The sequence below is a fragment of the Streptomyces sp. NPDC090088 genome (assembly GCF_044747345.1).
Classification (GTDB): domain Bacteria; phylum Actinomycetota; class Actinomycetes; order Streptomycetales; family Streptomycetaceae; genus Streptomyces.
The window spans coordinates 838,408-857,041 of the sequence record NZ_JBIVDZ010000005.1 but is presented as its reverse complement, the minus strand read 5'-3'; the positions used below and the strand labels follow the sequence as shown (position 1 = coordinate 857,041).

Here is an 18,634-nt window from a genome sequence, read left to right as displayed (position 1 = left end):
GGTACGTTGGCACCGTGTCGTCAGCCGACGGGCTGGATGTCGTACAGGGCGAGGGTCTGTGTGCGGCCGTTGGTGAGTTTGACCTTCTTGGGGTTGTAGGCGGTCCGGCTCTGGAGCAGCCCCGGGATGATGTACCAGGCCTGACCCGCCGCGTAGTCGAGCAGCTGATGGTAGGCGGAGTTCCTGGCAGCTTCGGTGGTGGCCGAGGCCGCCTCGGCGAGCAGCGCGGTGATCTTGGGGTCGTTCACGTGCTGGAAGTTGAAGAAGGCACCCGGAGTCATCGACAGAGTGACGTCGGTGAAGGTGTTGCCGGAGACGGACAGGTTGGTGTTACCCGCGGCCCACTTGCCGCTCGTCGCCTGCTGGAGCAGATCACTGGTGTGGTCCTCGATCGTGACCTTCACGCCGACCTTGCGCAGATATCCGGCGATGGCCTGCACCAGACCGTCCGCCGCCGGGGTGCTGAGCACCTTCAGGTCGAAGCCGGAGCCGTAGCCCGCCTCCTGCAGGAGCTTGCGCGCCTTCGCCGGGTCGTACGTGTAGGTGCTGGCCAGTTGTTTCGTCCACCCTGCGCTGGAGGAGTTCGCCGGGACGGAGGGGTTGAGCTCCGCGTCTCCGCCGAGCACGGTCTTGATCAGTGTCTGCCGGTCGATCGCATAGTTGAGCGCCCTGCGGACCCGGACGTCTCCGAGTGCTTTGTTGATCTTTCCTTCGACGTCCATGAGGGCGATGCCCTGTCCGAGGGATGCGGCGCCCTTCTGCACGGTGAGGCCCGAGGTGCTCGTTGCCGGGCTGACGGACAGCACGTCGATGGTGCCGCTGCGCACCGCGTTGGCTTGGGCCGTCGGGTCGGTAACGATCTTCATCGTGACCTGGGAGAAGGGATAAGTCTTAGGCGACCAGTAGTCGGGGTTGCGCTTGAGGACGTACTTCTGTCCGGCCACTGTCCTGGTCGTGTCCAACTGGTAGGGGCCTGTGCCGTCCGATGCGAGCCGTAGGGACGCGGGCTTCTGCAGTGCCTTGGGGCTGACCATGTAGCCGGCGGATCCGGTGGCGAAGGCGACCGGCAGATCGGGGTTGGCCGATGCCAGGGTGATACGCACGGTGGTCGCGTCCACTGCGGTCACTGTCTTGACGCCCGCCAGCACCGACTTGGAGCCGTTGGTCGCGTTCTTCTTGCCGTATTCCAGGTTGGCCACGACCGCGTCCGCGTCGAACGCCGTGCCGTCCGTGAACGCGATGCCGGTACGCAGCTTCATTTCGAACGTGGTGGGATCGGTGAACTTCCAGGAGGTGGCGAGCCAGGGCGTGGCGTTGCCCTGCTTGTCGACATGGGTGAGCGTGTCGTACATGGCCTGCTGGAGGAGCAGTGGGCCCTGGGCCCAAGGGTCGAGGGTGCCGGGCGGTGCCGAATAGTGCAGGTTGAGCGTGCCGGCGCTCGCGTTGTTGGCTGCACCTGCGTTCGGGGAGCCGGAGCACGAGGTAGTAGTTGCGAACATGGCCGCCGACACCGCCACAGCACTCCACGCGCGCATCCATCCGGTAGATGGACGACGGACACCGATGAACTTCTCGCCGAGCGCCACCGCGACCTCCTTGTTGCTGAATGCCCCTTGCCCACCGAGGGCGTGCTGCGAGTGAAGCACCAGGTGTTAACGCGACTGAAATAAAGCCTCGCCATACAAGTTATCAACGGATCTGATACTCCGCTTCGCCGTACCGGCAAGGCTCTGACCAGCTATTTGAGCGGGGCAGGGAGGCACAATCGATTGGCGCGATGGCACTCATGCTGAAGCCGGGAGGGGCAACCGCAATCACATGCGTCATGCACATGACGCCAACACGGCACTTCCCCTCTCGCCTCCGAACCGTTGCTGTCGATCAGTTCTTCCGTCCACCGCGGCGCGCGGATCCCAGCATCAGAAGCGACGATATTCACAAATCAGCTATATACAGTGCAAATGCGGATGATCTGAACATTCTGTGCCGCAAGTGGGAACGACATGCCGGAGGGGCGCCCCTATATCTTTCTCCGAGCGCGGCGCGGGGTTCCGGGTTCAAGGACCTTGTGCGCCCCCCCGGTCGAACTACCCGTTCACCAGGGAGACTTGCGTGAAGGCCTGCCCCGCGCTCAAGAGCAGTCACAGGCAACGGGTCACGCTCCCCCGAGCAGTGAGCAATCGCTTTCCAGGCGGGGCTTCCTGACACCTTGACACCTTCAGGCTCGGCCATCAAACTTCCAGAAGTGATCGATCACTGATCTTTCATCACTTCACTGAGCCAGGAGCTTTGCCAACAACACCTGCGGTCTGATGAGCCGCCAGGTCACTACGGCTCAAGACCCTCGCAGAGATCACTCTTGCCGTGTGGGCAGTTGACATGACACCCCTTGGATTCGGCTTGGGGCACTCCACCACGTCGGCCAACTGCACGTCCTGCGCCTTGTCGGCTCACGGTCGCTCCGCTTGTCCGGCATGCTGCGGTTTCTCCATAACGCACACCTCGCCTCACTGGTACGCGGCGGCCGTATCAAGCACGTCGGGCATCAGCCCGTCAGGGCACATCGGCCGTATCTCGCGATTCCTTGCGGCCCGGCTCCAGGCGCGTATGGACTCTGCCACTGTTCAGCGACGTCCATGACGAATGAAAGGAGACGGGCCGGCCACGCCCGCGCGTCCCGATCGCGCAACCCCACCTTCCGGTGCTGTTCCCTCAAGCATCCCGGGTTTCAAAGGAGATTCCCGTTGAAGGCAAGAAGGCTCACCGCTCTCCTCGCGGCCTGTCTGGCGGGCACCATGTGCGTTTTCGCTCCGGCCGGCTCCGCCGCAGCAGCAGCCGCTACAGTCACCGTCGACTTCTCCGTGGACAGCGGCCCCTCGGACCGCGTCGCCAGCGGATTCCTGCACGGCATCAGCGCCGACTCCCCCGCCCAGTACCTCGTGGACGACGTCCACGTGACCGCCGTACGCGGAGCAGATCACCATCCCAACCTGCCAAGTCTCTTCGACTCGGCCACCCAAGCTCGCGTGGCGACAACCGGGGCCAAGACGATGGTGGGCCTCTACTACTACACAGCCGACAGCTCCAACCCCCACCACGGCTACTGGCCCGGGGACGACGGTGACTGGGCGACCTGGCAGGACATCGTGACCGGCGTCCACAACGAGGCCGGGGCAAACGGCTACGACGTCTATTCGTGGATCCCCTGGAATGAGCCTGACCTGCAGTGGAACACTACCGCCCGTCCCTACACCCGTTTCCTGAAGACCTTCGACGTCGCCCACGACACAATGAAGGCCATCAACAGCAGCCAGCGGATCCAGGGGCCCGAGCTGTCCAGCTACAGTTACTCCCGGCTCACAGCCTTCCTCACCTACTGCAAGACCAACGGTTGTCTGCCCGACATACTGTCCTGGCACGAACTCACCTCCGCTCCCGCCGACGTCGAGGCGCACACCGCGCAGATCAGGACGTGGATGTCCGACAACGGCATCGCCCCGATGCCCATCGCCATCACCGAGTACCAGGGCACCGGCTACGGCGACTCCAACGCCTACAACGTGGGACAGAACGTCTCCTGGCTCGCACGGATGGAACGCGCCCGGTCCAACGGTCTTGCGTTCGGACTGTACTCGGCATGGGAGTGGGTGGGCAGCGACTCCAGCTTCGTCGCCACGCTGGGTAATGCGACCACAGCGGAGGCGACTCTGCCCCGGGGCGTGTGGTGGAACTACAACGCCTACAAGGAGATGACCGGCGACCTCGTGGGCGTCATCTCCGCTGCGGGGCTCGAAGCCTTCGGCTCGTCCGACCCGGCGACGCGTCGCGCGACCTTCCTCGTGGGCAATCAGGACTCTGCCTCCAAGAAGATCACGCTCAGTCTGAACAACCTGGACTCGGCTTCGTACCTGACGCGGGGCGGCAAGATCCATCTCACCGCCGAGGCGGTTTCGAACTCAGCGACGCTGACCGCGCCAGCCCAGGTGATCGACGCTGACTACACCGTCAAGGACAGCGCCCTCTCGGTGGATTTGCCTAGCCTGGCCGGGTACGGCGCCTACCGGATCTCTCTCTCCTCGGCCACCTCGGCCGCGCCGACATACAGTTACGAGGCCGAATCGCTCCCCGTCACCTCGACCGACGGCGTCACGTACCGGACCTTCACCGAGTCACAGGCCAGCGGCGGCGCGTCGACGTCCCTGGACGCGACAGCGCCAGGCCAGTTCGCGAAGTACACCATCAACGTGCCAAGTACCGGCGTGTACAACGTGGACGCGATTCTCAAGAAGGAGGCCAACCGCGGAATCTTCCAGTTGTACGTTAACGGAACGGCCTACGGTGAGCCTCGGGACGAGTACGGGTCGTTCCTGTACTACAGGGCCGGCTTCGGGAACATTCCCCTCGTCGCCGGGAGCAACGTCCTGGAACTGCGCAGTGTCGCGAAGAACCCCTCGTCCAGCGCCTACTGGATCGTCGTCGACAAGTTCCAACTCAAGAAACTCTGACCGGGGGGGTAGGAGGCTGTCTCCCCGACTCCTTGCCCATCACGATCCACGCTCCTGGGGATGGCGGGCAAGACACACTGATGAATCATCGACGATCGCGCCGCTGAACGACCGCCAAGGCCGTCGGCGCAGTAAGCCCCCCCCCCCAAGGGCGGGCGCCAGCAAAGATGGACCCAGATGCCGAAGTCACCGGGGACGGCTAACAAGCCGTCGACGATCCATGAGGTGGCCCGGCTGACCGGTGTTTCGCACCAGACCATGTCGCGTCATCTGCGGCAAGACCCGGGCATGCAGCCCGCGACGCTGGCGAAGATCGCGCGTCCGTGCCTACCTGAGCAAACGCGGCGCCTGACCGGGCATCCGAAGCCTGGGGACCCAGCGCCTACCCGGTCAAGACCGAGGAACCGAGCACAGGCTGCCCAAAAAGGGGCCGCCCGGCACCCCCAGGGCGGCTAGGACCAGGTAGACGCCGATGACAGCACGGCGGAGCCACCCGGGGGCTCAGCGCCCGCACGAAGGCACATCCGCTGCACAGGCTGGGCGCCCGGCGCCCAGATGTCCCTGCCCGGCCAAAGGTGGCGGTGACCGAGCCCTCAAGAGCGGCGCGAGCTGAGACGTGTTGAGGCCTCAGTAGCGCGAGGTGGGCCGCCAGGTGCGGACTTCGAGGTGGACGATCTGTGCGTCGGGGTGGATCCGGCCGGTCTCGACCAGCCACTGGTGGACGGCGGCGGTGACGCATCGCTTCCGGCTCCTCCCGCCTGCGCCCCCTGATCGCCGAAGCCGCACGCCGGGGCCTGCGCCTGGCCTTCACCGTCCGCCTCGCCAAGACCAGCTACCTGCACCCCTCCGGCAGCCGCACCGACTCACCCGGCATCCGCCTCGACGTCATCCAGCGCGCCGACCCCAGCCTTCCCAGGCCGGAAAGGCGTGAACGGTGATGAGGTCGGTCACAGTCCACCGTCGGCCCGAACCGGGCGCTACGGGTAGTCCATACAGGCAACGACAAATGGACCAAAACGCGCGGCATCGCCTTGCCCTGCGGATTCACGTAATCCCATCAGGCATTATCGGGCGATTTCTGCCTATCGCGGGCCGCTTTGCATGAAATGGCGATTGATATAAATATCCGACAAGTCCGGGCGCGCCGCGCCCGGACCGGAACGGAAGGCGAGGCGAGGCGAGCGCGATGAACGCCGAAGAGCGTCAGAGCCGGATTCTCGCGCTCGCCCGTCACCAGGGACGGGTCAAGGTCACCACCATGGCCGTCGATCTGGCCGTCGCGCCGGAGACCGTCCGCTGCCTCGCCGTCCGCTGCTCCGGGCCCGCTGGCGTCTTGGGAGCCTGAGGTGGCGGCACTGGTGGCCAAGGGCCTGAGCAACCGGCAGATCGCCTCCGCACTCAGGCTCTCGCCACGTACTGCCGACCGGCACATCGAGAACATCCTCGCCAAACCCAGCTTCGGCTGCCGCGCCCAGATCGCTTCGTGGTGGTGCGGCGAACTCAGTACCCACTGAGTGATAGCCCGATACCCACAGCCCAGCGTCCCGCTCCTTGGGTAGAAATGCGTATCGCGCAGGCAGCCGTCGCCAGCGATCCTCCTTGCATCGATATCCGCTCCGACGCCCTCGGACACTTCGCACAGCCCAGGCCTCAGCCACTGCCCAGGTATTGAGCCGGAACATGCCTGGAGTCAGGTGCGCACAATCCCGGACTCCAGCATGGCCGCCCGAAGCCGCAGCACCTCACGCGCGGCGGCACGGACGTCCCAGGACGTCGGACCACCCGGCTGTGCACCGGTGTGGAAGTTCCTCTGTGGGAGGAAAGCATGCGAAGAAGAAACGCGGCCCAGGCCGTGCGTGCGCGCATACGGACCGTCCTCGGGCGTGGCCTGGCCTCGCCGACCGCCTCGGCCGCTCCCAGCCCGGCGCGGTCGGGCGGCTCGTCACGCAGGCGGCGCGTTGTCGCCGGCGTTGCCGCCGCTCTGTCGGTGGTGGCAACGGCCGGTGGACTGGCGTTGACCGCCACCGTGCCGGCCCAGGCTGACGTCACCAACGGCCTGATCCTGGACTACCCGCTGAACGAGTTCGGCGGCAACGTGGCCTATGACTCCTCCGGCAACCACCGCGACGGCACTGTCAACGGCACCGTCAGCTGGGGCGGCAACGAGGGGCTGACATTCAACGGCTCCAACACCTACATCAAGATGCCCGACAACCTCATGTCCGGGCTCAGCTCGATCACCGTCGACTTCGATGTGTGGATCGACCCGACCATGGGCAAGCCGTACTTCCTGTATGGCCTGGGCAACTCCAGCAACGGCAACGGCAACGGCTACCTGTTCTCCACCGGCAACCAGTTTCGCACCGGCGTCACCCAAAGCGACTTCCATGCGGAGCAGCAGACTCGGCCGTCCACCTCATACCAGCTGGCGCGCGGCATGTGGAAGCACGTCACGTACACCCAGACCGGCAGTACCGGCATCCTGTACGAGAACGGCGTGGAGAAGGCCCGCAGCACCTCCGTCACCATCACCCCGGGCTCGATCGGCAGCGGAACCACGACCGCCGACTACATCGGCCGGTCGCTGTACTCCAGCGACCTTTACTTCAAGGGCCGGATGCGCGACTTCCGCATCTACAACCGGGCCCTGGCCGCGAACGAGGTGGCCGAGCGAGCCAACTGGCGTGACGTGCAGTGGGCGCAGCTGCAGGCCCTGGCTGACAACAACGGCGTCCTGGCCATGTGGCAGGCGGACACCGGGATCACCGGGGGCACCGGGGCATGGATGATCGTCCCTGCGGACTACCCAGCCGACAAGTACTGCAGCGACTGCCTGGTGGCCCCCACGGGATGGACCTCGGACTACGGGGTGGTGCCCACCGAGTGGCCCCAGCCGGATGTCCTGGTCCGCAGCCAGTTCACCCAGCAGCAGATCAATGACATCGAGGATGCGGTCGTCAACCAGGTGCAGCCCACCTCGGACACGATGGTCCCCGACACCACCTACCGGCTGAAGTACTTCTACGACGGTCCGAGCGACAAGGTCGTGGTGCAGACCGACGCTCCCACTTCGGTCACCGATCCGCTCAAGACGGCCTACCCCGGCGAGGTGACGATCCAGGCCCTCCCTGACGCCACCCCGGCGGACAGGTGCACCGATGACACCCGGACCGCGGGCCAGGTGTCGGTGCTCCCGGCCGCCCCGGTTGAAGGCATGGACAACGACCGTACGGATCTGGAGTGGCAGCAGGTGGAGGCCCTGCGCGACTACAACTGCGCCCTGGGCACGTACGACGACCCGACCACCGGGCCGGTCCTGGTCTTCCCCTCGGACAGCACCGACCTCAGCGTGGCCAACCCGTCGAACTGGACTTCCCCCTTCGGGCAGCAGCCGGCGGACTGGCCGAAGCCGACCGCCAAGAAGAGTGCCCAGTTCACCGTGGACCAGATCAAAGAGATCCAGGCCGCAGTCCTCAATCAGCTGTCGCCTGAACACGTCGACGACGGCAGCCCGTCGTACATCGTGTCGGTCTACTACGACGGCGCGTCCGACCGGGTGGTGGTGGAGACCGACGCACCGTCCTCGGCCACGGATCCACTGGTGACCGCCTACCCCAACCAGATCACCATCAAGCCGTACACGTCGCCCACCGCAGCCCCTGAGCCGACCGAACAGACCGTGAACTAGGGCCGGTCATCCCCACCGCAGGTCGATGCCGACAAGGACCATCCGTACCGCTTGACAGCGGTGCAGGAAAGGACAATCGATGAGACTTCGCCTGTTCAGGACGCGCTGCAGTACGCAGCACAGAAAGAGAAGAATACCCAGCATCATGGTTGTCGCCGCCATGATCGCCAGCACCCTCAGTGCGGTCCTCTTCTGGGGGGCGCAGCCAGCCTCCGCCCTGGTCGAGGACTTCAGGGCCGCCAACTGGAACATGCAGGGCGCCCAGAACCAGCAGGACAACAAGTGGCAGTCTGGTGTCCGCGCCCTGATCAACGCCGGTCACAACGTGATCGCCCTGCAGGAAGCTGGCCAGGTGCCGGCCTCGGCAGGAAGCTTCGACTCCTCGGGCCACTGGGTGTCGGGGCAGCCGGATCAGCATTGGACGTTCCTGACTGACCTGCGCAACGGTGCCGGCTATACGGTGTATGAGTATGAGTGGCGACCCAACGGAACCCGTGGCGATGTCTACTACATCTACTTCATGCAAACCGACTTCGGCGCGAACCGGGTCAACCTCGCCATCGTCACCCTCCAAAGGGCGAATGCAATCAACGTCGCCCGACCGTACATCAACGCCAACACTGGAACGACCGGCCGGCCGGCTTTGGGCATCAGAATCGACAACACGTACTTCTGGAGCGTTCACGCATCGGCCAGCCGCGGATACGACGCCACTACCCTGCTCCAAAACATCGATGCCGCTTCGAATCACCGCCCGTGGGCTGCGATGGGCGACTTCAACCGCGAGCCCAACACTCTGCAGACGTACGCCGACGGAAGCAACCTGTTCATCTACAACACCGGCCAGGCCACCCACTACGGCGGGAGCGGAACCAACCGCGAGCTCGACTACATGGTCACGAACGAACTGGTCCCGGGGTTCACCCCTGGCACCACCGACCTCGGCTCCGACCACCGCGCCGTCTTCTACTACACCCTGCGTGCCAACGCGGACGTGCAGATCAGGGTGCCCAGCTTCGACGACGCCACGCTCGCCGGCGATACATCCGAAGACGACCGGGTACGAGCCTGGGCCGAAGACACGTCTGGGTGGCCTGACGTGAACTGGCGTTACACCCAGGTCCAAGGCAGCGTGGTCACCATCAAGAACGACAGCACCGGACTGTGTCTGGACGCCTCCGACACAGTACTGAGAAGCAAGCCTTGCAACGGCACCACCGCGCAGCAGTTCTACGCCGATCTCTCGCAGAACGGGCTGCTCGAACTTCAGCCCTTCGTCAAGCCCAGCATGTGCGTTGCGCCAGTCAGTCGCCTTCTAGGGGGCCTCACGTCGACTTACATGTCGACCACAGCCAGCTGCAGCAGCGCTAGCGCTCACCTCAACACCCGGTACAACGGCGACCCCGGGGCCGGTGCGGCGCCCGCGATCTTCGGCCATCTACAGGTTCCGACCACGTTCACGGTCGCGCCTGACGGCTCTGCCCAGTACCGCACCGTGCAGGCCGCGATCAACGCCGTCCCCACGGATGGGAACCCACACACCATCGTCATCAGCAAGGGCACCTACAACGAGGTCATCAGCGTCCCGAGCAACCTGACCAATCTGACCATCAAGGGCGCCACCGGAAAACCCGAGGACGTCAACATCACCGCCGGCAACGCCCACGGCATGATCAACCCCGCGACAGGCCAGCAGTACGGCACCGAGGGCAGCGCCACCGCCACCTTCAAACCGACCAACCTGAGGGTCCAGGACCTCACGATCACCAACTCCTTCAACCCCACCCAGCACCCGGAGATCGACCAGTTCTCGACCCAAGCGGTAGCGCTGGTCGCCAGGGGCGACCGCCAGGTGTACACCAACGTCCGTCTCATCGGCCGCCAGGACACCGTGCTCGCCAAGTCACCGGTCGCCACCGACCAGACCCGTCAGTACTTCCGCAACGTCTTCATCTCGGGCTCGATCGACTTCATCTTCGGCAACGCCACCGCGGTGTTCGACCGGGCCAACATCCAGATGAACCCCTGGCCAGGCGGCACGATCACAGCGCCCAACACCGAGCAGGCGAAGCAGTACGGAATCCTCATCACCAACAGCAGCATCTCCTCCTCGGCCGGAGCGAACACCATGTACCTCGGCCGGCCCTGGCACAACACCACAACCGCCCAGCCCCAAGCCGTGATCCGGGACAGCTCGCTGCCCGCCGCAATCACCACCGCCCAACCCTGGACCAACATGGACACCACCTACACCTGGCAGCAAGCCCGGTTCTTCGAATACCACAACTCCGGCGCCGGAGCAGGAGTGAACTCCAACCGACCGCAGCTGACCGACGCCCAGGCCGGGAACTACACCGCCCAGAAGTACCTGGCCGGCACCGACGGCTGGAACCCGACCTGGTGACCCCAGCCGAGCCCGCCCTCACGGCGCGGTGAACCACAGCGGGGCCGGGACTGCACGAATCCTCCCGGCCCCGCCACTACGGCAGTCACCCACACCGACGACCAGACGTCGCATCGAACCAATCACCGCCGCCCCAACACAGTGACGCCCGACAGAGCAACCGCGCGCCGCACACTGCGGATCAGCATTGACGATCTATTCAGAAGCAACCTATGGGAGCCGACCGTGCCCCCTTACGGCTTCATGGCGGACGGGACACCCTTCATGGGCATACCCACGAAGGCGGCCGTTGTTGAGACCTTCCGATGTGTCCGCGACGGCTGAAAAGTGGTTCTGGGTCACATTTGGCGCCGGAGCCACGGAGGGGCACCAGCTCCGCGATCATGAACGGTCGTGACCCACGACCGGCCTCATGCCGTGTGAAGGACATACAACAAGATCAAGATGATCAAGCGCCGAATGTTCGGCCTCGCCAGCTTCGACCTGCTGCGCAAACGGTGACCCTCGACGGCGCCGGAGCTGTAGCGCAGGGTCAGCCCGGCGACGACGGCGTCGAGGTCCTGCAGGAGGCCAGTGGCGAACCTCTGCAGCGCGGGGTCCTGGTCCTGTTGGATGCGGGCGATCCAGTCTTTGAGCTGGTGGCCTCGGCGGTCGTTCATCAGCTCGGCGAAGGTCCTGACGTGCTCGGCGGTGCGGGCGCGCACCGGGGCGCGCGCGAGGATCTCCTTGAGCTGCAGAGCGTCGTCGGTCAGCTTCTCGGGGTGGTGGGTGATCCATCCGATCACGTCCCGAGCGGAGGGCTTGAGGCGAGGTGGATCCTGGTGCGGGAACGCCTCCCGCGGCTGCCGCACCCAGACGCGGACGATCTGCTCCTGGCCCGGGAACCCGCACTGCCGGATCTCCTCGAACAGCCGCCGAGCGAGGGTGAAGCCCTCGGCGTACCGCTGGTTGAGGTGGAGCCTTACGGCCCGAGGCGGGCTGAACGCACCGGCGTATGCGCGCGCCTGTGACGCCCGCGCCGCGCCGTCATTGAGGAGCACGGCTCATGCGCCGGGCCCCGGGGCGGTAGCTGGCCCCGGGGCCGTGGTGTGTCCGGGCGCGGTCCAGCGACTCGGTGGTGGCCTCTCCTCCGCGGCCGTCAGCCTCGCCGTGGCTCTGCCGGAAGGTGGCGACGTGTTCACCGAAGTACGGCTGGTGACCGGGGGTGTCAGCAGCGTGACGGTCGAGAAGGTCATTCCGCAGGCGACACTGCCGGTGACGGCTCAGGCTCCTGTGACGCTCCTGATCCAGGCGCGGTGGGAGGCGATGCTGCTGTACTCGCTCGGTCCGAACAGGACACCCACCTGCCTGCCCTTGTAGAAAGCGGGGCCGCCGGAGTCGCCAGGCTCGCTGTCACCGCTGATCTTCTTGGTCCAGATGGCCCGCCCGATGATGTCGTCGTGCTTGATCGCAGTCACACGGTTGGTGGCCGTCTGCAAGGGCTTGGGGTGCTTACCGAAACTGCCGTATCCGTAGATGCCAACGACCGCGCCCCTGCGCGGGTCGACATCCACGAGCTTGACGTGCGGCACCCTGACCGGCCTGTCCAGCCGGAACAGTGCCACGTCGTCCACACCGTCCGTCTCCAAGTGCCGGATCTTCGTCACATTTGCCTTGGCCCCGTGTCCGATCCTGACCGAGCCGACCCTCACGGACACCTTGCCCGGATGGTCGTCGTAGCAGTGGTAAGCGGTGAGCACCCACCGGTCGGTAAGCATGGTGCCCGTGCAGGTGAACCGTCCATTGTCATAAACCTGCACGGACCAGGGCGCGGACACGACAGCCCTGCCGCCGCTGATTGCGTGCGCGGAGGTGAGCGGCAGGGCCACCGTGACGGCAAGTCCGATTCCTGCAGCGATGGTGACTCGATGGTGGTGTCGCATGGCACTCCTTGCTGGTCGGGTGATCTGCGTCAACCCTCGCCGAGAGGAGGCCCGGTCGCCTCGGCCAATCGGCCAGAGATGACGAGAGCGAACGGCATCCATGCCGGATCACGTCGGCCTTTCGGCCGAGAAACCCGTAAACGGGCGCGGTCGACGATCGGCGCCGCCGACGCAATGACGACGAGGTGCCTTGCGACCGGCCAGAGGACGGACGGCTTCGACTCGCTCGCATCGTCGGACGCCGCCCTGTTCACCGGTGGGGCCTTGGTCCGGCCGCTGTCCGAAACACAGGCAGTCAGAAGCTGAGGTGTCCGATCCCCTCCTTGATCGTGATGCCGGTTCCGAACGGTTTCGAGAGTCGCTGCCAGCCGTTGGAGAATCCGGTCCTCGGCGGGGGGGCCGGGCGGAGGATGCCTCGGTCGGCGTCGCGCACACCGTCCCAGTGCAGTTCGACGACACGCAGGGTGTCGTGGCGGCTGATCGCGATGACGGACTCGTACCAGATGTGCTCGCCGAAGACGCCGTGTACACGTTTGCGTTCCAGTAACTCGGCGGGGTTGCGGAACAGCGACAGCGGCACGAGCAGGTCCTCGGCCCGTCCTCCACGGCCACGAACAGGACACCGGCAGCCAGGAACCCGGCGAACCGGCCCAGGTGCTAAGCGATCCCCAGCCGTGGTCGGTGTCGGCGGCGAAGAAGATCAGGCAAGGTCGTCATCGCTGAGATGAAGATGATCCCGACCCGGCCGATGCGCTTGGTGGACTTGTGGCTGGGCAGCTTCAGGCCGATGACGAGGGCGACGATGCCGATCGGGATGTTCAGCCAGAACGCACAGTTCCAGCCCAGGAGGTCGACGAAGAAGCCGCTCAGCAGGGGGTCCGCCGCCGAGGTCCTGGATGGCGCGGAAGACCACGAGCGCCCAGAAGTTGCCCGCCAGCGCCGCGCCGAGGGAGGCGGCGAATGAACAGGGCGACGGCGATCAGGAAAAGCACCGGCGGCCCATGACGTCGCCGAACTCACGAGGGCGGTCAGCAGGTAAGCGGTGGTCGACGCCGCCGAGCTGCCCGACGATGGCAGACAGAGCGGTGCAGACGATAGTCTGGTCCAGGCTCGCGAGGAAGCATCCCTGCGAGTGGCACGGCGAAGATGACGCCGCACGCGCTGCTTGGTCAGCAGCCTGGGCTCGGTGTCGGACTGGGGGCTCCTTCAAGGTGATCCGGGTCGCCCCAGCGCCGACTCGAGGCAGGAGGACGCGCCGGGCAGGGGTCAGACTTCGGGGATGGACAGGCCCATCCGCAGCGGGTCGAAGGAGTCCGGGTGCGGAACCCGGCGCCGCTCCGAGCTCAGCCCGTCGAGACGGGCGAGTTCGTCGGTGGTGAGCTGGAAGTCGAAGACGGCGAAGTTCTCGGCGATCCGCACCGGGTGCACGGACTTCGGGATGACTTGCCGGCCGTGCTGGAGGTGCCAGCGCAGCATCACCTGCGCCACCGACTTCCTGTGGACCTGGGCGATATCGGCGATCACCGAGTCCTGGAGGATCGTGCCGGTGCTGGTTCGGGCGCCGTAGAAGGTGATCCCGCCGATCGGGGACCACGCCTGGGTGAGGATGCCGTGTTCGGCGTCGGTGGCCTGCACCTCGGGCTGGGTGAAGTACGGGTGCAGCTCGACCTGGTTGACGGCCGGGACCACGTCGGTCTGCTCCAGCAGCGCGCGCAGGTGGTGCGGCAGGAAGTTCGACACTCCGATCGCCCGTACCCGTCCCTCGGCCAGCAGGGTCTCCAGCGCCCGATAGGCGGCCACGGTGCGCTCGAAGCGCTGCGGCATCGGCTGGTGCAGGATCAGCAAGTCCAGATAGTCGATGCCGGGCTTGGTCGCGGATTTCTCGAAGGCGTGCAGCGTCTCGTCGTAGCCGTAGTCGGAGACCCAGACCTTGGTCTGGATGAACACCTCGGAGCGGTCCAGCCCCGAGGCGCGGAGGCCGTCGCCGACCTGGCGCTCGTTGAAGTACGCCGCCGCGGTGTCCACATGCCGGTAGCCGACCTCAAGGGCCGCCTGAACGGCGGCAGCGGTCTCCGCCGGCGGGCTCTGGAACACGCCCAGCCCGACCGCCGGGATCACGACCCCGTTGTTCAGGATGAACGAGTCGAACGTGTCAGTGGCCATGTCAGGCTCCGGCGCCCGACTGCGGCAGGACCTGCTCGAAGGCATTCCGGTCGGTGTGCATCTGCCACAGCGCCTCGGCCAGCTCGTCCCCGCTTACCAGCCGGTAGGACTGGGCCGCCTCCAGCGACATGGCGCGCACCTGCTCCCACAGATCGCTGCCGTCGATCATGGCCGCCACGTACAGCGCTCCGACATACACGCCCGCCGGGGCGACCTCGGTGTGCAGGGACTGCAGCCAGTTACGTGTCGCGGCCAGCGCCGGGCCGACCGGCCCGGTCAGCCCCGGCGCGGTCTGGATCGCGATGACCGCGTTCCCGTACAGCACTGAGCCAGCCCCGGCAGCCAACATACCCGGCAGCACCGCCCGCACCGCCTCGATAGGTGCGAAGGTGTGCAGCACGGAGGCGGCTGCCACCTGCTCAGCGGTGACCTCCTGCGCCAGCGTGTGCGGCTCCTCGGCGGTCGCACCGAAGTACAGCACCTCCACCGGCCCGAGCCGGTCCTGGATCCGCGCGAGCAGCCCCGGGATCTCGGCCACCTGACGCAGGTCAGCCGGGAACGCCTCAGTTGTAACCCCGTCCGCCCGCAACTCGGCAACCATCGCCTCCAGCGCCTGCGCGTTACGCGCCACCAGTGCGACCTGATACCCCTCCGCGCCGAACCGACGGGCCACCGAGGCGCCCAGCCCGCGCCCGGCCCCGAGCACTGCGATCGTCTTGCTCATTGCCCCATGCCTTCCACAATCGCTAAACTGACCCTAGCGTCAGATTACGAGCATAGGCCATAAGTTGACTCGTGCGTCAACTTGGGAGGAGTGGCGGTGCTGCGGACATGAGCACGGTGCGGGCCGACGCGGCACGGAACGCCGCGCAAATCAGGCAAGTCGCTCTCACGGCGTTCGCCAGCAACGGCCTCGACGTGCCGCTGGAGGAGATCGCCGCCAAGGCCGGCGTCAGCAAGGCAACCGTCTACAATCGCTTCGGCGGTCGGGGCGGCCTCATCGACAGCGTCGTCGACGAACTCGTCGCGACCTACATGCTCGCCGTCGTCCAACGCGCCGACGCGCTCGCCGACCCGTGGCAGAAGCTCGAGCTCTTCATCACCGGCAACCGGGACTTGCTCTACCAGCACCGCGCTGCCATCGATGTGATCCTGAATCGCTACCCGGAATCCGAGCGGATCGCCGAGCTCTGCGACGCCTGCGCCGACGCCTGCCGCCGCATCGTCGCCCAGGGCCGCGCCGCCGGGGTGCTGCGCGAGGACTTCCACGTCAACGACCTCTACGACGCCTTCGTGACCACCGCCCTGGCCCTCAAGCACGGACCCCGCCCCGCCCGCGCCGACTTCCGGCGCCGCACCCGGTTCTTCATCGACGGCATCCGCGCCGCTGCACGCGCCGACGACAAGCCGAGCGAAGGGCGCTCTGGCTCCTTCTAGAGCAGGGGTGTGGGGGCGGCATGTTCACAAAGCAGCGTTGCTGCAGCACTCCGCCGAGGGGATGCGGGCGGCGATCTCCTTCGCCCAGCGACCAGCTTCTTCGGCGGTCTCGCCCTCTTGCTCCGCAACAGCCAACAGCGTCCGCAGTAGGCCATGCGCCTCGCCCAAAGTGAGCAGGGGCAGCCGTTCCATCTCGGCTTCGACAGGGGCGAAGTCGACATCGTCGAAGGGGGTGTTGTCGTCATGGTCCATGCCCTGGGCAACGCGCGCGCCCCGACCAGGTCACTGCACCTTTGGCACGTCCGCTACCGGGTAAGCCGCGGGAAACTCCCACCCAGCCCCCACCAACGGCCTCACAACCCGGTCGTTCGGCTGCCGGCCCGGCCAACCGCCGGGTCGTGGAAGATGCCGTAGTCGCGGGCGAACCGGCGGGCCTCTCCCGCCGCTCCGGTGACCTGGCGCAGCCACAGCGCGTACGCCACCGACTCCATCTGGGGCCGCGTCAGGCAAAGCCGCCACCGGCCCGCCACCCGGTCGCGGACAGCGTCGCGGACCTGCTCCGCGAGACCGTCCGCCGGCACCGTCTTCGTCTGCCCGGCCCGCACGAGGGCGAGGTACATCTGCACCACCATCATCTGTGACGGCAGCAGCTGAACCGGCCGCGCATCTGCGGGCGGTTTGGGCGGCGCCGGGTCGGGCAGCAGCCGGGCGAAGGCGAGCACGTCGTGGCTGGCCGCAGGCAAGCGGGCCGCCCACCGTACCGGCCGCTGCTCCCACGCCGACAGCTCGGCCCGCGTCTCCCCGGTCGGCCATCTCGACCAGACCTCGGCCCGCCAGGACCTGCACGTGATGATGCAGCGGAGCCAGCACCGCATCCACCGCCCAGCCGTACTCCGCAGCCTCCTGTCCCGCCCGCACCGCCCGCAGCACCTCAAGTGCCTTCTCCGCCCCCACTGCCGCCGCTCCCCTCCCCCCACCGCGCACCGGAGCCACGGCCGCGGACTGTGACGGCACCCGTTTTCCGAGCGCCTGGTACGAGAGTGGCCTACGCCCTCTTCCGCGCCGGGAAGTTTCGGGTGGTCTCCCTTCGATGGTGTGACTAGTTCGCCGTGTGGGTGAACCCGTCCCCAACCGGCGGTCGCCGTGCCGCCCGGGCCGCTACGAAGATCACAACCCTTGTTCGTGATCTTCGAAACGGAGACCGGCCGTGCGCCTCGCCTGTACCCGACGCACCCTGATCACCGCGCTGTTCGCACTACTCGCCCTGCTCGTCCCCGCCACCGCCCACGCCGCCGCGGCACCCCCACACCAACTCGCGCACCGTGCGCCGGGCGAGACCGTCACCCTGCCGGTGCGTGACGCGCTGGCCGCGCTGACCGTCGCGGACGAGAGCCGCGCCGGCTACTCCCGCGACAAGTTCAAGCACTGGACCGACGCGGACAAGAACGGCTGCAACACCCGCGCCGAAGTCCTCCTGGCCGAAGCCGTCAACGCCCCCGAGATCGGCCCCAAATGCGCCCTGACCGGCGGCAGCTGGTACAGCCCCTACGACGACCAGTACTTCAACAACGCCAGCAAACTCGACGTCGACCACCTCGTCCCGCTCGCCGAAGCCTGGGACTCCGGCGCCTTCGCCTGGACCCCGAAGGAACGCGAAGCCTACGCCAACGACCTCGACGACCCCCGTGCCCTGATCGCGGTCTCCGCGGCCTCCAACCGGTCCAAGGCCGACAAGGACCCCACCGAATGGCTCCCGCCCTACGCCCCCTACCGGTGCACGTATGTCACCGACTGGGTCGCCGACAAGACCCGCTACCAGCTGAGCATCGACCCCGCCGAACACAACGCGCTCGACGAGCGCCTCGCCGCCTGCCCCGACCAGCCCATCACCGTCACCCTCGCCCACTGAATCAGGCGTCTGGCCCGTCACCACGGCGGAAGAGTGGGTGACGGGCCAGACAAAGGGGGACTCTACGCGGCGGCGGCCGACGGTACGCCCCGGGACAGTGGCGCAGCGCCGACCGGGGGCGGTGCCGGGGCCGGGCTCGGGTCACCGGCAGCGCCGGCCGGGTCAGTGGCGGATGCCGTCGCCGTTGCGGTGCTCCCCGCGGTCGTCGCCGCGGTGGTGCCCCGAGGAGAACTCGTCGACCAGGCGGTCGCGGTCGTTGCGCAAGGTTGCAGTGTCCGCGTCGTTGTTCCACACGTAGCAGAGGCCGTCCGGTTCGCCATCGACGTGAACGAAGACCCCGAAGTTGTGAACCTCGGAGACCGTCCCGGCGACGACCTTCCCTTGTTCAAATGCGAGGAGGAAGGACCGCAAGGCCGGAATCTCGCGTGCCCTGGCGGACAGGTGAAGCTGACCTTCGCGCCAACGCCCGATCTCTTCGGCGTTGATCTCCTGGCCGATCTCGAACAGCTCGGATGGATGTTCCATCCGACGCATCGACGCCTCCTGTCGAGGAATCCGAGCGATCTCCGCTTCCTCACCTTCGACATCTACGAGCTGCACCAAGAC

General features: G+C 66.6%; 18 protein-coding genes. 8 read left to right on the top strand and 10 right to left on the bottom strand.

Features of this window, described 5'->3' with window-relative positions:
* Window positions 1-20: 20 nt before the first annotated feature.
* Window positions 21-1,586, bottom strand: coding sequence for an ABC transporter substrate-binding protein (locus ACIPSJ_RS27615; RefSeq protein ID WP_401350021.1), 1,566 nt, complete (start codon window positions 1,584-1,586; stop codon window positions 21-23).
* Between the two features lie 1,158 nt (window positions 1,587-2,744).
* On the opposite strand from ACIPSJ_RS27615, the gene ACIPSJ_RS27610 reads away from it, so the two are divergent.
* From ACIPSJ_RS27610 to ACIPSJ_RS27585, 6 genes are all read left to right on the top strand, one after another.
* On the top strand, window positions 2,745-4,505 hold the full coding sequence (locus tag ACIPSJ_RS27610) for a carbohydrate-binding protein (protein ID WP_401350018.1): 1,761 nt from the start codon (window positions 2,745-2,747) through the stop codon (window positions 4,503-4,505).
* Window positions 4,506-4,682: 177 nt separating this feature from the next.
* Window positions 4,683-4,961 (top strand): LacI family DNA-binding transcriptional regulator, encoded by a 279-nt coding sequence (locus ACIPSJ_RS27605; RefSeq protein WP_401350015.1) that lies wholly within the window; start codon window positions 4,683-4,685, stop codon window positions 4,959-4,961.
* A gap of 730 nt (window positions 4,962-5,691) precedes the next feature.
* Window positions 5,692-5,850 carry a hypothetical protein gene (locus ACIPSJ_RS27600; RefSeq protein WP_401350012.1) on the top strand — a complete coding sequence of 53 codons (159 nt, stop codon included), beginning with the start codon at window positions 5,692-5,694 and terminating at the stop codon, window positions 5,848-5,850.
* Between the two features lies 1 nt (window position 5,851).
* Window positions 5,852-6,019, top strand: coding sequence for a LuxR C-terminal-related transcriptional regulator (locus ACIPSJ_RS27595; RefSeq protein ID WP_401350010.1), 168 nt, complete (start codon window positions 5,852-5,854; stop codon window positions 6,017-6,019).
* A gap of 500 nt (window positions 6,020-6,519) precedes the next feature.
* Window positions 6,520-8,193: a LamG domain-containing protein gene (locus ACIPSJ_RS27590; protein WP_401350008.1), complete on the top strand. Its 1,674-nt coding sequence runs from the start codon at window positions 6,520-6,522 to the stop codon at window positions 8,191-8,193.
* Between the two features lie 145 nt (window positions 8,194-8,338).
* On the top strand, window positions 8,339-10,597 hold the full coding sequence (locus tag ACIPSJ_RS27585) for a pectinesterase family protein (protein WP_401350006.1): 2,259 nt from the start codon (window positions 8,339-8,341) through the stop codon (window positions 10,595-10,597).
* A gap of 410 nt (window positions 10,598-11,007) precedes the next feature.
* Here the strand turns inward: ACIPSJ_RS27585 and ACIPSJ_RS27580 are convergent, their stop codons facing one another.
* From ACIPSJ_RS27580 to ACIPSJ_RS27555, 6 genes are all read right to left on the bottom strand, one after another.
* Entirely contained in the window at window positions 11,008-11,382 is a 375-nt protein-coding gene (locus tag ACIPSJ_RS27580; RefSeq protein ID WP_401350004.1) for a hypothetical protein, read from the bottom strand.
* Window positions 11,383-11,859: 477 nt separating this feature from the next.
* On the bottom strand, window positions 11,860-12,519 hold the full coding sequence (locus ACIPSJ_RS27575; protein WP_401350002.1) for a S1 family peptidase: 660 nt from the start codon (window positions 12,517-12,519) through the stop codon (window positions 11,860-11,862).
* Window positions 12,520-12,814: 295 nt separating this feature from the next.
* Window positions 12,815-13,099, bottom strand: a complete 285-nt coding sequence (locus ACIPSJ_RS27570; RefSeq protein ID WP_401350000.1) for a hypothetical protein — start codon at window positions 13,097-13,099, stop codon at window positions 12,815-12,817.
* Between the two features lie 77 nt (window positions 13,100-13,176).
* A complete protein-coding gene (locus tag ACIPSJ_RS27565) occupies window positions 13,177-13,539 on the bottom strand; it encodes a hypothetical protein (RefSeq protein WP_401349998.1) in 363 nt (120 codons plus the stop codon).
* 246 nt (window positions 13,540-13,785) lie between these two features.
* Window positions 13,786-14,682, bottom strand: coding sequence for an aldo/keto reductase (locus ACIPSJ_RS27560; protein WP_401349996.1), 897 nt, complete (start codon window positions 14,680-14,682; stop codon window positions 13,786-13,788).
* A 1-nt stretch (window position 14,683) separates the two neighbouring features.
* Window positions 14,684-15,406 (bottom strand): SDR family NAD(P)-dependent oxidoreductase, encoded by a 723-nt coding sequence (locus tag ACIPSJ_RS27555; RefSeq protein ID WP_401349994.1) that lies wholly within the window; start codon window positions 15,404-15,406, stop codon window positions 14,684-14,686.
* A gap of 107 nt (window positions 15,407-15,513) precedes the next feature.
* Here ACIPSJ_RS27555 and ACIPSJ_RS27550 point away from each other — a divergent pair, with 107 nt between their 5' ends.
* Window positions 15,514-16,119 carry a TetR/AcrR family transcriptional regulator gene (locus ACIPSJ_RS27550; protein WP_401349992.1) on the top strand — a complete coding sequence of 202 codons (606 nt, stop codon included), beginning with the start codon at window positions 15,514-15,516 and terminating at the stop codon, window positions 16,117-16,119.
* 24 nt (window positions 16,120-16,143) lie between these two features.
* Here the strand turns inward: ACIPSJ_RS27550 and ACIPSJ_RS27545 are convergent, their stop codons facing one another.
* Together ACIPSJ_RS27545 and ACIPSJ_RS27540 are read right to left on the bottom strand one after the other, a co-directional pair.
* The gene (locus ACIPSJ_RS27545) at window positions 16,144-16,371 is read right to left on the bottom strand and encodes a DUF6417 family protein (protein ID WP_401349991.1); all 228 of its coding nucleotides are present in this window, start codon (window positions 16,369-16,371) and stop codon (window positions 16,144-16,146) included.
* A gap of 101 nt (window positions 16,372-16,472) precedes the next feature.
* Complete coding sequence (locus ACIPSJ_RS27540; protein WP_401349989.1) at window positions 16,473-16,994, bottom strand: DUF6417 family protein; 522 nt, start codon at window positions 16,992-16,994, stop codon at window positions 16,473-16,475.
* A 332-nt stretch (window positions 16,995-17,326) separates the two neighbouring features.
* Between ACIPSJ_RS27540 and ACIPSJ_RS27535 the strand changes: the two genes are divergently transcribed.
* Window positions 17,327-18,028: an HNH endonuclease family protein gene (locus tag ACIPSJ_RS27535; RefSeq protein WP_401349987.1), complete on the top strand. Its 702-nt coding sequence runs from the start codon at window positions 17,327-17,329 to the stop codon at window positions 18,026-18,028.
* Between the two features lie 162 nt (window positions 18,029-18,190).
* On the opposite strand, the gene ACIPSJ_RS27530 is transcribed toward ACIPSJ_RS27535, so the two are convergent.
* Entirely contained in the window at window positions 18,191-18,628 is a 438-nt protein-coding gene (locus ACIPSJ_RS27530) for a S1 RNA-binding domain-containing protein (protein ID WP_401350136.1), read from the bottom strand.
* Between the last annotated feature and the right edge of the window lie 6 nt (window positions 18,629-18,634).

What these genes read in the sequence shown, in the direction of transcription:
- ACIPSJ_RS27560 (WP_401349996.1), bottom strand. Translation starts at nt 14,682, where the DNA reads ATGGCCACTGACACGTTCGACTCGTTCATCCTGAACAACGGGGTCGTG.
- ACIPSJ_RS27545 (WP_401349991.1), bottom strand. Translation starts at nt 16,371, where the DNA reads ATGGACCATGACGACAACACCCCCTTCGACGATGTCGACTTCGCCCCT.
- ACIPSJ_RS27575 (WP_401350002.1), bottom strand. Translation starts at nt 12,519, where the DNA reads ATGCGACACCACCATCGAGTCACCATCGCTGCAGGAATCGGACTTGCC.
- ACIPSJ_RS27550 (WP_401349992.1), top strand. Translation starts at nt 15,514, where the DNA reads ATGAGCACGGTGCGGGCCGACGCGGCACGGAACGCCGCGCAAATCAGG.
- ACIPSJ_RS27605 (WP_401350015.1), top strand. Translation starts at nt 4,683, where the DNA reads ATGCCGAAGTCACCGGGGACGGCTAACAAGCCGTCGACGATCCATGAG.
- ACIPSJ_RS27540 (WP_401349989.1), bottom strand. Translation starts at nt 16,994, where the DNA reads ATGCGGTGCTGGCTCCGCTGCATCATCACGTGCAGGTCCTGGCGGGCC.
- ACIPSJ_RS27600 (WP_401350012.1), top strand. Translation starts at nt 5,692, where the DNA reads ATGAACGCCGAAGAGCGTCAGAGCCGGATTCTCGCGCTCGCCCGTCAC.
- ACIPSJ_RS27585 (WP_401350006.1), top strand. Translation starts at nt 8,339, where the DNA reads ATGGTTGTCGCCGCCATGATCGCCAGCACCCTCAGTGCGGTCCTCTTC.
- ACIPSJ_RS27555 (WP_401349994.1), bottom strand. Translation starts at nt 15,406, where the DNA reads ATGAGCAAGACGATCGCAGTGCTCGGGGCCGGGCGCGGGCTGGGCGCC.